Raw genomic sequence first — 15865 nt, 5'->3', positions numbered from 1 at the left:
CCATGCAGCTTTCTCCCGAACAACTGACGCTGCTGCAACAACTGGCTTCGCCGGCACTGCCCATCGGCGGCTTCAGCTATTCCCAGGGCCTGGAAGCCGCCGTGGAACTGCGCCTGGTCAACGACGAAGCCACGGCAGCGGCCTGGATACAGGACCAGTTGCACAGCGTCATAGGCCACTGCGAGGCGCCCTTGTGGGCCCTGCTGCATCAGTCCTGGCACGCGGGCTCATCCGATTCCGTCCGCCATTGGAATCGCTGGTTCTTTGCTTCACGTGAAACAAGGGAAATCCGCAGCGAAACCGAACAGATGGGCTGGTCCCTGTACAAGCTGGCCCTGGAACTGGACTGGCTGGGCGAGCATGCGCGCGGACTGCTGGAGGGCCTGCGTCCCCTGTGCCCGCCGACGGTACACGCCGCCATCGCCGTGCAGGCCGATCTGCCGCTGCACGCGGGCCTGACCGCCTATCTGTACACCTGGTTGGAAAACCAGGTCATGGCCGCCATCAAAAGCGTCCCGCTGGGGCAGGTGGCAGGCCAGCGCGTGCTCAGCCAGATACGCAGGCAGATTCCGGATACGGCCCGGCTGGCGCTGCAGCGCAGCCAGCGCCAGCCCCCGCGCTGCAAACCTTCGCCCCCCAGTTCTCCATCGTGTCCGCGCGGCACGAGAGCCAGTTCTCCCGCTTATTCCGATCCTGATAGGTTCAACCATGCACGATATTTCCTCCCTGTCCAACCGCAGCAAGTCCCTGCCACCGCTTCGGGTCGGCGTGGGCGGGCCCGTGGGCTCCGGCAAGACGACCCTGCTGGAGATGGTCTGCAAGAAGATGTACCCCGAGTACGATCTGATCGCCATCACCAACGACATCTACACCAAGGAAGATCAGCGTCTGCTGACACTGTCGGGCGCGCTGCCGCCCGAGCGCATCCTGGGCGTGGAAACCGGCGGCTGTCCGCATACGGCCATCCGCGAGGACGCGTCCATCAACCTGGAGGCGATCGACCGCATGCTGGAGAAATTCCCCGATGCGGACATCGTCTTCATCGAGTCGGGCGGCGACAATCTGGCCGCCACCTTCAGCCCCGAACTGTCGGACCTGACGCTCTACATCATCGACGTGGCCAGCGGCGAGAAAATCCCCCGCAAGGGCGGCCCCGGCATCACCAAGTCGGATCTGTTCATCATCAACAAGACCGACCTGGCCCCGCACGTAGGCGCCAACCTGGACATCATGGCCTCGGACACCCGGCGCATGCGCGGCGACAAACCCTTCGTGATGTGCAACCTGAAGACCGGCGAGGGCCTGGACCAGATCGTGGACTTCCTGATCCGCGAAGGCCTGTTCAAGACCGCCTGACGCCCTCGGGCAAGGCCTGGAAATCCCGCCGCCACGGCGGGATTTTTTTTACCTGCCGCGCAGGCGCTTGCGTGCTGCGTAAGGCTTTCCCTAGTGGCGGCCGATCCGGTTGCTCCATCTCAAATGGCGGCTTGCCGGCAAGTCGATGATTTGTCAGGCCTATGCGCATCACCTTTCTTAGCCGGCTGATCACCTTCTTCTCAAACTCCAGTTTTTCCCCTCTGGTAAATATTTTTTTTCGCCCTAGACTGGTTCGTAAAAATTATTTCATAACCCGATAAGGGAGGAGACCATGACAGAAGCCCGACTGGGGACCATACCCCTTGCCAGTGCCGACCCCGCGCCAGCGCCCCGCGCACGCTGCCCCAAGCTCAGCAATGAAGACCTGCTGCCGGTCGAAAAGCAGAGCTGGACCGCCTACAACCTGTTCGCCATGTGGATGTCCAACGTCCACAGCGTCGCGGGCTACGTCTTTGCCGCCAGCCTGTTCACGCTGGGCATACCCGGGTGGCAAGTCCTGACAGCCTTGCTGCTGGGCATTCTGCTGACCAACTACTTCGTCAACAAGGTCGGCCAGATGGGGCAGCGCTACCGCATCCCCTTTGCCGTGTCCTGCCGCCCCAGCTTCGGCGTGCTGGGGGCGAACATCCCCGGCCTGATCAAGGCCTTCATCGCCACCTGCTGGTACGGCATCCAGACCTGGGTGGCCTCCACCGCCATCATGGTCAGCGCCTTGCGCTTCTTTCCGGAACTCACCCCCTGGACCCAGGTCTCGTTCCTGGGGCTGTCCTACCTGGGCTGGGCGGCCTTCCTCATCCTGTGGCTGTTCCAGCTGATCGTGTTCTATCGCGGCCTGGAGGCCGTGCGCAAGTTCTGCGACTGGGCCGGCCCCGGCGTCTACGTGGTGATGTTCCTGCTGGCCGGATGGATCGTTTACAAGGCCGGCGGCATGAGCGAGATCAGCTTCACGCTCAGCTCGGTCAAACTGCAGGGCGCGCCCGCCTGGGGCATGTTCATCACCGCCGTCGCGCTGGTGGTGGCCTACTTTGCGGGCACCACCCTGAACTTCGCCGATTTCGCCCGTTTGATCGAATCGCCCGCCAGCATGAAGCGCGGCAACTTCCTGGGCCTGCCCGTCAACCTGATGACGTTTGCACTGATCACCGTCATCACCACCTCCGGCGGCCTGCAGGTCTTCGGCGAACTGATCACAGACCCGGTCGAGCTGGTGGCGCGCATCGACAACCACACCGCCGCCTTGCTGGGCGTGCTGACATTCTCCATCTCGACGGTTGCCACCAACATCGTGGCCAACTTCATCTCGGCCTCGTTCGATCTGGCCAACATGATCCCCAGCAGGATCAACTTCCGCCGCGGCGGCGTGATCGCCGCCATTCTGTCCATCGTGGTAATGCCCTGGAACCTGTACAACAATCCGGTGATGATCCAGTACACCCTGGGCGCGCTGGGGGCGCTGATCGGCCCCTTGTTCGGCATCCTGATGGCCGACTACTACCGCGTGCGCCTGCAGCAGATCGATGTGCAGGCCCTCTACACCAGCGACCCGAACGGCCCCTACTGGTACACCAGGGGCTTCAACCTGACCGCCGTCTACACTCTGGCCCTTGCCGGCCTCCTGTCCCTGTCCGTCGCCCTGGTCCCGGCTCTTTCCCTGGTCTCGCCGTTTTCCTGGTTTGTGGGCGCGCTGGCAGGCTTTACCATCTACCCCATGCTGGCGCGTCATCCGCGCCTGGGCCTGAACGCCCAGCAGAACCTGAGCTAGCCGCCCTGCAGTCGCGCGGGAGCAGATCCTGCCTCTTTGCCGGGGCAGGACGCCCGCCATGCTTTCAGGACCTGCCGCAGGCAGGCCCGCTTCACCACCCCCGCTGTCCCATGTCTTGAGAACGCCATGAAACATCACTACCTGCCACTGGCCCTGGATCAAGCCCGTCTGTCCGTCGCCCAGGGCGGCATGCCGTTCGGCTCCGTCCTGGTAGTCGACGGCGAAGTCGTCGCCCAGGCGCATAATCGCCAGCTCCAGGATCAGAACTATTTTTCCCATGCCGAAACCAACTGCCTGCAGCAGTACCTGAAAAAGCCTTTCAGCTCCGACCAGGACGTGTTGCTGGTGGCCACGGAGGCCCCATGCCCCATGTGCGCCGGCGCCACCCAGATCGCCGGCGTACGACGGCTTCTGGTGGGCGAGGCCCATCACTACCAGGGCGCCCTGGACTGGCTGCGCCAGGCAGGCGTGCACGTGGAGGTCCTTGCCGACCAGGCCTGCATCGACCTGGTCAGCAAGTTCCGCAATCAGTACCCGGACCGCTGGAACGCCTTCAGCGCCGGTTGAACCGCAACCTGCAGCCACCGTCCTGTGCGACGGTGTTTTTTTTGGTTCTTCGAAGAACTCCGGGAGCCACCTGCCGGTACTACGCACCGCTCCCCCCGCCGGAAGGCCGCGCCCAGCCAATTTTTCCGGGCGCGGCCTTGGCTTGCCGGCGACTCAAACGACTCTCGGTCTCCATTGATCGGAACCTTCAGGCACCCGCGCCAGCGCGCTGGCTGACTGGCACAAATCCTTATCCGCCTTTCCCTGAATAGGCATGGCCTGTCCTGATCATCCCTGCAGGTACGCGAAACTTGAAAAGGCAAGGCGTATTCCACGGGCTTCACATAAACCGGAAAACGAAAAACAGAAATCGGTTTATGCAATACAAAATGGCAGTTTTGTATTTTGAGCTGAAGCCCGAATATTTTTATAACAATCGAAATAAAATAAAGAAATTAAACTTATCCACAAGAAAGGATAAGCTGGAAATCCACAATTTTATTAACAGCTTCATTTATTCCATGGATGGAATTATTGATAGAGAGGAATAAACAGATTGGATAAATAAGTGGATAAGATGTGGAAAGTATAACAGCACTCGCGCTCGACCAAAACAAAGAATCCACGGCGCGTAAAAATCAATCCGAAAATCGATCACACCCTCTGCAAGCCTTGAACGGCGGGCGAAGCAAGGGCGCCACAGCCCAGCTCTTCGGCCTGAACGCCGCTGTGGATAAGCTCTGGGAGACCAACATGTGAACGCAATGTGGATGAAACGGGGATAAGTGCGCTATCTTGACATGGACAGGATTTTGTCCAGTTTCCTTCCACTGGCTCCCGCAGGCTGATGCACATGACGGCAGCGCAGGCAATGGTTTGAAAACAAAGACGAAATCAGGGATATGCCACTTATCCACAGACACCCATTATCCAATATCAATTTTATATATAGTTATTGTTAAGCAAAGAACACGCACCCATGAGCTCCTTTCTTGTACAGGCTTTGCCTGACGGTCCCTTGGACATCATCGGCGACTTGCATGGAGAACTCCAGGCATTGCATCGCTTACTAAAAAACCTTGGATATCAAGAAGATGGAACACATACAGACCAACGCACCTTGGTCTTCGTCGGCGACTTCTGCGATCGAGGCCCAGATAGTCCAGGCACGATCGAATATGTCAAGTCATTGATAAATAAAGGAAAAGCATTTGGCATACTAGGCAATCACGAGATCAATCTGCTCATCGACGATGCCAAGGACGGATCAGGCTGGTTTTTTGACAGCCGACTCGAATCAGATCTGCCGTTCTACGCGCCTTTTCAACGGGTCCAGCCTGAAAAAAAGAAAATATCCGCCAATTTTTAGCCTCGCTCCCTCTGGTTTTGGAAAGAAAAGACCTGCGAGTCGTGCATGCAGCGTGGAATAAAGAAGCAATTAACGCGATTCGGGATGTAAAAACAGAAAATATGCTGGATTTTTTCGTGGAATGCGACGAAAAAGCAAACGAATTTGCCAAAAAATCAGGAATATTAGAAAAATATCTGGAAGCAAAGCAAAAATGGAAAGAAAAAATAGAAGACCCTGCTGCGATCATTCCCATGCTTCAGGAATATGCAGATTTTGACCTGGTTCAGAACCGTTTCAATCCCATTCGATTGCTGACTTCTGGAACGGAAGCGGCTGCTGAAACACCGTTTTTTGCGGGAAACCGCTGGCGATTTTCCGACCGCACCCCCTGGTGGGATCACTATGACGAGCCGGTTCCGGTGATTTTCGGCCATTACTGGCGCCAGCTGGATCCGTCCCAGACCCGTAAGCTTTCAAGATATTCCTTATTATTCAATGGGATAGATCCATTCCACTGGCACGGTAAATGTCACAACGCATTCTGCATCGACTTTTCAGTAGGCGCGCGTTGGCGTGAACGCCGGCAGGACCAGAACCCTGAGGCGACACGTTTTCACTTGGCCGCCTTGCGTTGGCCAGAGCAGATCCTGGTCACCGACACCGGATTTCAGCAGAAAATCAGCTGATTTCGATCCTGTGCTCGGCTGTTACATTTTCTTTTCTGTGGATAAGCTCTAGAGAGCCCGATGTGAACAGTATGTGGATTGACTTGGCACAAGTAGCTTTTTCTTCTGGACGACAAAAAGTTGTGCCTATTCAGTCCACCAGCAATCCTCGGAGCTATCCCCTTCAAGACAGGCTCCCAAGAGTTTGTTTTCATTGATGAAATACTGCTTGTTCGACTTATCAACAGGCTCTCATTCAATAATCTAAATAAAAAATTTAAGTGCTTGTTATAGAAGAGAAGTTTGCTCTTCCGGCCTGATTCGCTGCGCTCTTTGCATGCCGAATTTTCTGGACTAAGATGCACAGCATCGCAAGAGCGCAAGATTGTCCCGCCACCGACAGCCATGCGGTTTTTGCATACAGCGAATTGAACGCCGGCAGACGATGAAAATACTTTTTCAACGTCGTTTGCCACACTATCACTGCTGAGTGGAAGGGACGGACTGTCTTGTCGACTCTCAATGCTGGCAAAGGTATTACATGAAAAAAACTCAAACTGGGCTTTGCTCCAATAAAGCCGGTTCGGGGTTGCGGGCGCAGGGAAGCGCTTGACCTTGCTCCTGACCAACCTTGCTTGATTTCACCGGCAGCGGCAAGGCTGACCCGAATCCGTATAGTCAACTTGTCCACAAAAAAGGGGCAGATGGCGACATGAACCCGGCAACAGTTTTTCGTTCAAGGAGTTTGTCAGGGAGGCTGTTTTTTTACACAGTTCCATGCTGGGGCATAAACCCGTCTTTTGCATATAAGTAGTTGTTTTCTTGGAATTATTTTTTGTTCTTTAGATTTCTGCCTTTGTCGACGGCTTTTGCTCCGACTTTAGGTGGCGATTCGGAATGCAAGGTCTGAAAATTGCTCTTTCATGCAAAAACGGGCATTCACTGGGCAAAAAATCAGGGTTGCCCCCAAAGTTATCAACAGGCTGGCCAATAGAAGGCCATGTGTCGTGTTTGATGAATCCGGCTGCTCGTGCTGCAAGACAAGGAGTTTGTTGAGCAAGGTCGATGGTTTGTTTGGCGGATCAGTGCCTGTGTCATGCGCAGGCTCATTGAACCGCATGGCAAGCCCAAGAAGCGGTTAGGGCAGGATCGGGCTTGTCCACAATTTAGGGATGGCCGGCTTTCCTATGTCGAGAGGAAGACAAGCCAAAAAAAACCGCCTTGCGGCGGTTGGCTGAGTTTTCAAGGTGAAATTCCCCGGCTTGGCAATTGGAACCTTTTGAAGCCGATGCAAGAATATTCCGTGACATTCTTTCAGTCTTGCTTGAACCTCGCCGTCGACGGCCAGGCCGCTGCGCAGGGCATCCTCAGACTTGTTGCAGGCGCCGAATGGCTTCCTCCAGGGTTGCGGCTTGTTTGGCGAAGCAGAAGCGAACCAGGCGGTGGTTGGCTTGAGCGGCGTCAGGATTCTGATAGAACGCAGAGACCGGGATGACGCCGACGCCATGGTTTCGTGTCAGCCATTTGGAGAATTCCAGTTCCGATTGATCCGAGATGCCGTCATAGCTTGCCAACAGAAAGAAAGTGCCTTCGCTGTGCAGAGGGGTGAAGCGGGTCTGTTGCAAACCCTGATAAAGCTGATCACGCTTGGCCTGATAGAAAGCGGGCAGGGACTCCCAGGTGGAGGGATCCTGCATGTAAGTGGCCAGGCCTGCCTGCAAGGGGGTCGGCACCGTAAACACCATGTATTGGTGAACCTTGCGGATTTCGGTCGTCAGTGCGGCTGGAGCGCAGCAATACCCGACTTTCCAGCCCGTGGCGTGAAAGGTCTTGCCGAACGAAGATACGATGATGGCGCGTTCGGCAAGGGCTGGTCTAGTGGCCAGGCTCAGGTGCTGTTGTTGATCGAACGTCAGGTGTTCGTAGACTTCGTCGGACAGGATCAGCAGAGGATGTCTGGCTACGATCCGTTCCAATGCATCCAGATCCTGAGGACGCAGATTGGTGCAGGTGGGGTTGTGCGGGAAGTTGACCACCAGCATCCGCGTCTTGCTGGTGATGGCTTTTTCCACGCGCTCCCAGTCGACGCGATAGTAGGGATTGTCAGGCGTAGGGGCCGTCATGGGTACAGGCACAGGCTTGCCGCCCGCCAGTTCTATGGCGGGAATATAGAGGTCATAGAACGGCTCGATCAGCACGACCTCATCACCAGCATGCACAAAGGCCAGGAAGCTGGCCATCAAGGCTTCGCTGGCTCCGCTGGTGACCGTGATTTCCATATCGCTGTCATACCGATGGCCGTAGCGGGCTGCCGTCTTGTCTGCAATGCGCGCCCGTAACGGCGCGTAGCCTGCCATGGCGGGATACTGGTTCAAGCCCTGCAGCATGGCTTGATGCACGGCATTGATCAGTGCCGGATCCGGGTTGAAGTCCGGGAAACCCTGGCCGAGGTTGATGGCTTGATGTTCCACGGCCAGCTGGCTCATCACCGTGAAAATAGTGGTGCCCACCGAGGGCAGTTTGGAGTGGATCTGCATGAATACGTGTAGCCCGAAAAAAGGGATAAGGCCTGTTTTTACCCAAACAGGTGGAATACGGGACGGCGGTTTTCTAAGTGTTTTTCCTGACGAAAAAATACCACACTATGCTGAATTTTCAATTGATTGTGGAATAAGCACTGAGTATGCTTTCTGAGATCAAGAGGCATGACCTGTAAGCTCAGTGCTTGGTACTTTTTCGGTAAGTTCACTTGCTGTTCTGTATATTCTGAGTCAACACGGCACGGTTTCCTTGGGTGAAGAAATTCGGCCTTGTCGGCCTGGCTTTCATCACCGTGATGTAAAGTCGCCTTCGGCGCTGCATCGATCTTGCCTTGCCTGACCTTGCCGCCAACGGCGAAGTTTGCGCGAAGGCGCGTAGTCAATTTTTTTAGTTTTCTCAGGATTCAGTCAGATCATGGTTCAAACTGGCAAAGTCAAATGGTTCAACGCTGAAAAGGGATTTGGCTTCATTACGCCTGACTCCGGCTCCGCTGATGTGTTCGCCCACTTCTCCGCTATCGAAGGTCGCGGTTTCCGTTCCCTGAACGAAGGGCAGGCCGTCGAGTTCGAAGTCAAGGAAGGCCCAAAGGGCCTGCAGGCAGCGGGTATCCGCCCTCTGTAAGTTAGGCGGGTTCGCCAGCGCGAACCCACTTTGCGAAAAGCCGGCTAAGCCGGCTTTTTTCATGCCTACGTATTTTGCTTCTTATACGTCATGCCTTGTATGGGCATAGGCTTTTCCACCGTATTGTTTTGGTCTGCCCATGCGGCGGATGTTGGTGCCCAGCAGGCGGGGCCGGTAACTCGAAGGGTGCTCCAGCTGCCTGTTATCCACAATTTTGCCTCCTGGCAGAGCGCCTTGCCGGGAAGTTGTCTTCCATTGAGGTGAGGAACGACGCTGTACCCGTATTTTGTCGGCGCGCCCGCTATTTTTATGGGATTGGGCTCTAGGAGCGCTCCAGGACCCAGGCCGATGTGTCTTTTAAGAGCTCGGGAACATACTGTGTCGGCGCCTGTCTGAACACTCTCATTCTCCACAAAGTTATCCACAGACCGCGTTGCGGACTGGATGTTTTGTTCCACGTGGAACAAATTGTGAGCAGAGACTGTTTCACGTGGAACAGAAGAGTTTGGTGGTCGTATAATTGAGACCGTACTGCTGCGCAAACCCTGCCGTAGACGGTGCGGCCAAGCAAGGCTATATGGATTCAGCAGTGGGGACGCCGCCATATTGTGGTGGAAAGCGCCGGCTGGAATGTCGGGACTCTTTATCGCGCGTCTTTGCCTGTGCTTGTAGTTACTGGTAGTTCCGGGCGGGGCCGGACTGACGTGGCCCTGAAAGCGCCCCTGCCTTGCAGCAAAGCTGTTCCAGCTCCAGAACTGGCGGCCTTCATTTTTACTTTATTGCTGGTTAGACATGATTTATCCCGAAGAGTTTGACGTTATCGTCATCGGCGGCGGACATGCTGGTACCGAAGCAGCGTTAGCGGCTGCTCGAACCGGGGTGTCAACCTTGCTGCTTACCCATCATATGGACACCCTTGGGCAGATGTCCTGCAACCCGTCGATTGGCGGTATTGGCAAAGGACATCTGGTCAAGGAAGTGGATGCGCTGGGCGGGGCCATGGCCCTGGCTACTGACGAGGCGGGCATCCAGTTTCGCACCCTGAATAGTTCAAAAGGGCCTGCGGTGCGCGCCACCCGGGCCCAGGCCGACCGTTCCTTGTATCGCAAGGCCATACGACAGCGCCTGCAGAATCAAGCCAATCTGATGGTATTCCAGCAGTCGGTGGAAGATCTGATTCTGGAAGGGGAGAAGGTCGTTGGCGCCGTCACCAAGATAGGGCTGGAGTTCCGCGCCAAGTCCGTGGTGCTGACGGCGGGGACCTTTCTGAATGGCTTGGTCCATGTGGGTTTGAATAACTATTCTGCTGGCCGTGCAGGGGATCCGCCTTCCATCAGTCTGGCGCACCGCTTGCGAGAATTGAAGCTGCCGCAAGGCCGCCTGAAGACAGGCACGCCTCCGCGGATCGACGCCAATACGATCGATTTCTCTCGCCTGGAAGTCCAGCCGGGCGATACGGATCCGGTGCCCGTATTCTCGTATATGGGCAATGCCTCCATGCACCCTAGGCAGATGCCTTGCTGGATCACTCATACCAACGAACGCACTCACGAAATCATTCGCTCCGGTCTGGACCGCTCGCCCATGTACAGCGAGCAAGGCACTATCGAAGGCATAGGGCCGCGTTATTGCCCGTCCATCGAAGACAAGATCCATCGTTTTGCGGACAAGGCCAGTCACCAGGTTTTTCTTGAGCCTGAAGGCTTGAGCACCACGGAAATCTATCCCAACGGCGTTTCTACAAGCCTGCCGTTCGATATACAGTTGGCCATGGTCCGCAGCCTGCCCGGTCTGGAGAACGCACGCATCATGCGCCCGGGCTATGCCATCGAATATGACTATTTCGACCCGCGCGCCCTGCATCCGACATTGGAGACCAAGCAGATCCGCGGGCTGTTCTTTGCCGGGCAGATCAACGGTACGACTGGCTACGAGGAGGCTGCCGCCCAAGGGCTGTTGGCCGGCGCCAATGCGGCTTTGCTGGCGCAAGGCAAGGAGCAGTGGTATCCGCGCCGCAACGAGGCTTATCTGGGCGTGCTGGTGGATGACCTGATCACGCGCGGGGTGACCGAGCCCTATCGCATGTTCACTTCCAGGGCGGAATATCGTCTGAGCCTGCGCGAAGACAATGCCGACCAGCGTCTGACGGAAATCGGCCGGGGGCTGGGCCTGGTGGATGATGCCCGCTGGGATCATTTCAACCGCAAACGGGATGCTGTTGCACGTGAAATCGAGCGTCTGAAGACGACCTGGGTCAATCCCCGCATCCTGCCGGCCGAGCAGGCTCAGGCCTTGCTGGGCAAGGCCATCGAACGAGAGTATTCCTTTTATGACTTGCTCAAGCGACCTGAAGTCCATTATGGAAATCTGATGGCTGTCCAGAACGAGCAGGGCCAGATGATAGCCGGACCGGGACTGCAAGACCCCGTCCATGTGGAGCAGGTGGAGATCCAGGTGAAGTATGCCGGCTACGTGGCTCGCCAGCAGGACGAAGTAGAGCGGCAAGCCGCCCTGGAAGAGCAACGCATTCCCGAGGACCTGGACTATGGCGATATCAGGGGTCTTTCCATTGAAGTGCGCCAGCGCTTGAAGGCGTCCCGTCCCGCCACCATCGGGCAGGCGGGCCGGGTGCAGGGCGTGACTCCGGCAGCCGTGTCCCTGTTGCTGGTTTACTTGAAACGCAAGCAGAAGAACCGAAACGCGGCATGAGTGCAGACTTCAACCCCCGTTTGATTCAGGCCATGAAGGACCTGGGCCTGGAGGCCGATCCGGAGACGGTTCGCCAATTGCTGGCATACATACAGCAACTGCAACGTTGGAATAGAACCTACAACCTGACCGCATTGCGTGATCCGGATCAAATGCTGGTGCAGCATATCTTTGATAGCCTGTCCGTGGTGCGTCCTTTCCAGGAACATCTTGCCAATGACGTTGCGGTCGACAAGTCCGTGCGTATCGTCGACGTAGGATCTGGAGCCGGCCTTCCAGGGGTAGTGCTGGCCGCATCATGTTCCACGTGGAACATTACCTGTATCGACGCTGTTGAAAAAAAGATGGCCTTCGTGCGCCAGATGGTGGGTACGTTGGGCTTGCCCAATTTGCGCGCCCTGCATGTTCGCGTCGAGCAGCAGCCTCCCCTGGAGGCGGACATTGTGGTTTCCCGAGCCTTTTCTTCCCTGCTCGATTTTGTTAATTTGGCGGGCAGGCACGTCCGGGAGGGCGGCCGCATCGCGGCCATGAAGGGCAGGGTGCCCGAAGAGGAAATAGCGGCGCTGCAGGACCAGAGCGCCTGGAAGGTCGAGCGAATTGAACCATTAACCGTACCGGAGCTAGAAGCCCAGCGCTGCCTAGTGTGGTTGGTGCAGCAAGGATAATCATGAGTAAGAATGACGATAAATCTTCGGGCGCCTACATTTTTTGTATCGCCAACCAGAAGGGCGGGGTGGGCAAGACGACCACGGCCATCAATCTGGCGGCGGCCCTGGCCTTGTTGAAGAAAAAGGTCTTGCTGATCGACCTGGACCCTCAGGGCAACGCCACCATGGGCAGCGGTATCGATAAGAATGCGCTGAATGGCAACCTGTATCAGGTACTGATAGGCCAGGAGACTATTTCGAATGTGAAGGTACGTTCTGAAACCGGCGGTTACGATGTGTTACCTTCAAATCGGGAGCTGTCTGGCGCCGAGATCGATCTGATCCAGATGGAGGAGCGCGAGCAGCAGCTCAAGCAGGCTTTGGCGCAGGTCGCGGGCGACTACGACTTCGTGCTGATCGATTGCCCGCCTACCTTGTCCTTGCTGACGCTCAACGGCCTGGCCAGCGCGCACGGGGTCGTCATTCCCATGCAGTGCGAGTACTTCGCCCTGGAAGGGCTCTCGACCTCGTCAACACCGTCAAGCGCGTCTATCGCAACATCAATTCGGACCTGCAGCTCATCGGGCTGCTGCGCGTCATGTTCGATAGTCGTGTAACCTTGCAGCAGCAGGTGTCCGGCCAGATCGAGACGCATTTCGGCGACAAGGTGTTCAAGACGGTCATCCCGCGCAATGTGCGCCTGGCCGAAGCTCCCAGCCACGGCATGCCCGGCATCGTCTATGACAAGAATTCCCGCGGCGCCAAGGCATACCTGGACTTCGGCAAGGAGCTGGTCAAGCGGCTCAAGAAAGAATCCCGCACCGATAAGGCATAACGCACACAAGAATCAATAGGAACGTAAGCATGGCTACTCGAAAACCCAAAGGTCTAGGTCGCGGACTGGATGCGCTGCTTGGCGCGGATGCCGGAGCGATCGCAACGATTGGGAAGACGGCGGCTGCCCCGGAGAAAGACGGCCTGCCCTCGACCTTGCCGGTCAAACTGCTCAAGGCCGGCGTCTACCAGCCGCGCACGCGCATGGACGAGGGCGCCTTGAACGAACTGGCCGAGTCCATCCGCGCCCAGGGCGTGATGCAGCCCATACTGGTGCGGCCCCTGAGCGGCAAGGAGAAAGGCAAGTACGAAATCATTGCCGGTGAACGGCGTTTCCGTGCTTCCCAGATCGCCGGTCTGACCGAGGTGCCGGTCCTGGTGCGCGAAGTGGGCGACGAGAACGCGGCCATCATGGCGCTGATCGAGAACATCCAGCGCGAAGATCTCAATCCGCTCGAAGAAGCGCAGGGCGTCAAGCGCCTGCTGGATGAGTTCGGCCTGACTCACGAGCAGGCCGCCCAGGCCATCGGCCGTTCACGCTCGGCAACCAGCAACCTGCTGCGCCTGATCAACCTGGCCGAGCCCGTGCAGATCATGCTGCTGGCCGGTGATATAGACATGGGCCATGCGCGTGCACTGCTGGCCGTGGACGCGGCCCGCCAGATCATGCTGGCCAACGAAGTCATCGCGCGCCGCCTGTCCGTGCGCGAAACCGAGAAACTGGTTGCCAAGGCCCTGCACGAAGACGACGCGCCCGCCGGTAAGCAGGCCGCCCGCAAGGCCGGCGCCAATGGCGATGTGCAACGTTTCGAGAAGATCCTGTCGGATCACCTGGGAACCAAGGTCACGCTCAAGGTCGGCGCCAAGGACAAGGGACAGCTGCAGATTGCGTTCCATGGATGGGAGCATCTGAACGCCTTGCTGGAAAAGCAGGGCTTGTCGGCCTTGCTGCAACAGCAGGAAGACTGAGCGCCCGGCTTCGCGCCGGGCGCAGGCCCGCGCGTCCAAGCGCTGGGGCTCGTCACTTGGACATGTTTTGCAGCATCCAGCCGGCCTGTCAGGCCGGCTTTTTTTCCGGAAAACGAAGAATTATTCACTATTTTCCGTAAAAGGCTTGACGAAGTCCTAAAACATCTTCATAATTCGATTTTCGCTTCGGGTGGGATGTCCGAGTGGTTAAAGGAGGCAGACTGTAAATCTGTTGGCCCTGCGCCTACGCTGGTTCGAATCCAGCTCCCACCACCAGCACTATTCTAAGGCCAGCAAGCACAGCGGCTTTAGGACAGGGTGAAGAAAGTAATGCTGCGGGTGTAGCTCAATGGTAGAGCAGAAGCCTTCCAAGCTTAAGACGAGGGTTCGATCCCCTTCACCCGCTCCAGGTTTTTATGCCTTTAGCAGTTCTCAGCTAAATGCAAATGCCCATGTGGCTCAGTGGTAGAGCACTCCCTTGGTAAGGGAGAGGTCACGCGTTCGATCCGCGTCATGGGCACCACATCTCTTTTATCTCATATCGCTTTATCCCTTCAGGAGTCTGCCATGGCTAAAGGCAAGTTTGAACGGACTAAACCGCACGTCAACGTCGGTACCATCGGTCACGTTGACCACGGTAAAACCACGCTGACCGCTGCAATCTGCACGGTTCTGGCCAAGGAATTCGGCGGCGAAGCTCGCGACTACTCGCAGATCGACAACGCTCCTGAAGAAAAAGCACGCGGCATCACCATCAGCACCTCGCACGTCGAGTACGAGACGCCCAACCGCCACTACGCTCACGTTGACTGCCCCGGCCACGCCGACTACGTCAAGAACATGATCACCGGCGCGGCCCAGATGGACGGCGCGATCCTGGTGTGCTCGGCCGCTGACGGCCCAATGCCCCAGACGCGCGAGCACATCCTGCTGAGCCGTCAGGTTGGCGTTCCTTACATCATCGTGTTCCTGAACAAGGCCGACATGGTCGATGACGAAGAGCTGATCGAACTGGTGGAAATGGAAGTGCGCGAGCTGCTGTCCAAGTACGACTTCCCCGGCGACGACACCCCGATCATCCGCGGTTCGGCCAAGCTGGCTCTGGAAGGCGACCAAGGTCCTCTGGGCCGCGAAGCCGTGCTCAAGCTGGCCGAAGCGCTGGACACCTACATTCCTACGCCAGAGCGCGCTGTTGACGGCACGTTCCTGATGCCTGTTGAAGACGTGTTCTCGATCTCGGGCCGCGGCACCGTGGTGACCGGTCGTATCGAGCGCGGCATCATCAAGGTCGGCGAAGAAATCGAAATCGTGGGCATCAAGGACACGGTCAAGACCACTTGCACGGGCGTTGAAATGTTCCGCAAGCTGCTGGACCAGGGCGAGGCTGGCGACAACGTCGGTCTGCTGCTGCGCGGCACCAAGCGCGAAGACGTCGAGCGCGGTCAGGTTCTGGCCAAGCCCGGTTCGATCAAGCCTCACACCGACTTTGACGCCGAGGTGTACATCCTGTCCAAGGAAGAAGGCGGTCGCCACACCCCGTTCTTCAAGGGCTACCGTCCCCAGTTCTACTTCCGTACGACGGACGTGACCGGCACGATCGAGCTGCCCGCCGACAAGGAAATGGTTCTGCCCGGTGACAACATCTCGATGAAGGTTTCGCTGATCGCTCCGATCGCCATGGAAGAAGGTCTGCGCTTCGCCATCCGCGAAGGCGGCCGTACCGTGGGCGCCGGCGTGGTTGCCAAGATCATCAAGTAAAAAAGTTGTAGTATTTTCAGGCAAAAAAGGTTAATATCCTTTTTTGCCTGAAGCCAAACATAGCAAGCTAGCAAAGGCTATGGTT

At 57.2% G+C, this 15865-nt stretch carries 12 protein-coding genes, 3 tRNA genes and 2 pseudogenes; 15 read left to right on the top strand and 2 right to left on the bottom strand.

Going from position 1 to position 15865, the window contains the following annotated elements:
• Positions 1-2 precede the first annotated feature (2 nt).
• From ACWPWO_RS00185 to ACWPWO_RS00160, 6 genes and pseudogenes are all read left to right on the top strand, one after another.
• Positions 3-697: pseudogene (locus ACWPWO_RS00185) on the top strand (urease accessory protein UreF).
• Positions 698-708: 11 nt separating this feature from the next.
• A complete protein-coding gene (gene ureG, locus ACWPWO_RS00180; RefSeq protein WP_394062951.1) occupies positions 709-1356 on the top strand; it encodes an urease accessory protein UreG in 648 nt (215 codons plus the stop codon).
• Between the two features lie 292 nt (positions 1357-1648).
• Positions 1649-3139, top strand: a complete 1491-nt coding sequence (locus ACWPWO_RS00175; protein WP_454003455.1) for an NCS1 family nucleobase:cation symporter-1 — start codon at positions 1649-1651, stop codon at positions 3137-3139.
• 126 nt (positions 3140-3265) lie between these two features.
• Positions 3266-3706, top strand: coding sequence for a nucleoside deaminase (locus ACWPWO_RS00170; protein WP_454003453.1), 441 nt, complete (start codon positions 3266-3268; stop codon positions 3704-3706).
• Between the two features lie 958 nt (positions 3707-4664).
• Positions 4665-5054 (top strand): metallophosphoesterase, encoded by a 390-nt coding sequence (locus tag ACWPWO_RS00165; protein ID WP_454003451.1) that lies wholly within the window; start codon positions 4665-4667, stop codon positions 5052-5054.
• A gap of 41 nt (positions 5055-5095) precedes the next feature.
• On the top strand, positions 5096-5722 hold the full coding sequence (locus ACWPWO_RS00160; protein ID WP_454003449.1) for a metallophosphoesterase: 627 nt from the start codon (positions 5096-5098) through the stop codon (positions 5720-5722).
• Between the two features lie 1346 nt (positions 5723-7068).
• On the opposite strand, the gene ACWPWO_RS00155 is transcribed toward ACWPWO_RS00160, so the two are convergent.
• Complete coding sequence (locus ACWPWO_RS00155) at positions 7069-8238, bottom strand: methionine aminotransferase (RefSeq protein WP_454003447.1); 1170 nt, start codon at positions 8236-8238, stop codon at positions 7069-7071.
• Between the two features lie 38 nt (positions 8239-8276).
• Positions 8277-8624, bottom strand: a complete 348-nt coding sequence (locus ACWPWO_RS00150; protein WP_454003445.1) for a hypothetical protein — start codon at positions 8622-8624, stop codon at positions 8277-8279.
• Positions 8625-8656: 32 nt separating this feature from the next.
• Between ACWPWO_RS00150 and ACWPWO_RS00145 the strand changes: the two genes are divergently transcribed.
• The 9 genes and pseudogenes from ACWPWO_RS00145 to tuf all read left to right on the top strand — a co-directional run bounded on the left by ACWPWO_RS00145 (position 8657) and on the right by tuf (position 15780).
• Entirely contained in the window at positions 8657-8863 is a 207-nt protein-coding gene (locus tag ACWPWO_RS00145) for a cold-shock protein (RefSeq protein WP_394062939.1), read from the top strand.
• A gap of 792 nt (positions 8864-9655) precedes the next feature.
• Positions 9656-11572 carry a tRNA uridine-5-carboxymethylaminomethyl(34) synthesis enzyme MnmG gene (mnmG, locus tag ACWPWO_RS00140; protein WP_454003443.1) on the top strand — a complete coding sequence of 639 codons (1917 nt, stop codon included), beginning with the start codon at positions 9656-9658 and terminating at the stop codon, positions 11570-11572.
• Positions 11569-12237: a 16S rRNA (guanine(527)-N(7))-methyltransferase RsmG gene (gene rsmG, locus ACWPWO_RS00135; protein ID WP_454003441.1), complete on the top strand. Its 669-nt coding sequence runs from the start codon at positions 11569-11571 to the stop codon at positions 12235-12237. The genes mnmG and rsmG overlap by 4 nt, the downstream gene beginning before the upstream one ends.
• A gap of 2 nt (positions 12238-12239) precedes the next feature.
• A pseudogene (locus ACWPWO_RS00130) lies at positions 12240-13054 on the top strand (ParA family protein).
• A gap of 29 nt (positions 13055-13083) precedes the next feature.
• Positions 13084-14022 carry a ParB/RepB/Spo0J family partition protein gene (locus ACWPWO_RS00125; RefSeq protein ID WP_454003439.1) on the top strand — a complete coding sequence of 313 codons (939 nt, stop codon included), beginning with the start codon at positions 13084-13086 and terminating at the stop codon, positions 14020-14022.
• A 189-nt stretch (positions 14023-14211) separates the two neighbouring features.
• A tRNA-Tyr gene (locus tag ACWPWO_RS00120) sits at positions 14212-14298 on the top strand.
• A 59-nt stretch (positions 14299-14357) separates the two neighbouring features.
• Positions 14358-14431 (top strand) — tRNA-Gly (locus tag ACWPWO_RS00115).
• 39 nt (positions 14432-14470) lie between these two features.
• Positions 14471-14545 (top strand) — tRNA-Thr (locus ACWPWO_RS00110).
• Between the two features lie 44 nt (positions 14546-14589).
• Positions 14590-15780 (top strand): elongation factor Tu, encoded by a 1191-nt coding sequence (tuf, locus tag ACWPWO_RS00105; protein WP_394062902.1) that lies wholly within the window; start codon positions 14590-14592, stop codon positions 15778-15780.
• Positions 15781-15865: the final 85 nt, after the last annotated feature.

The organism is Alcaligenes sp. Marseille-Q7550, from assembly GCF_965112015.1.
This window is presented reverse-complemented; position numbering and strand designations above follow the sequence as displayed.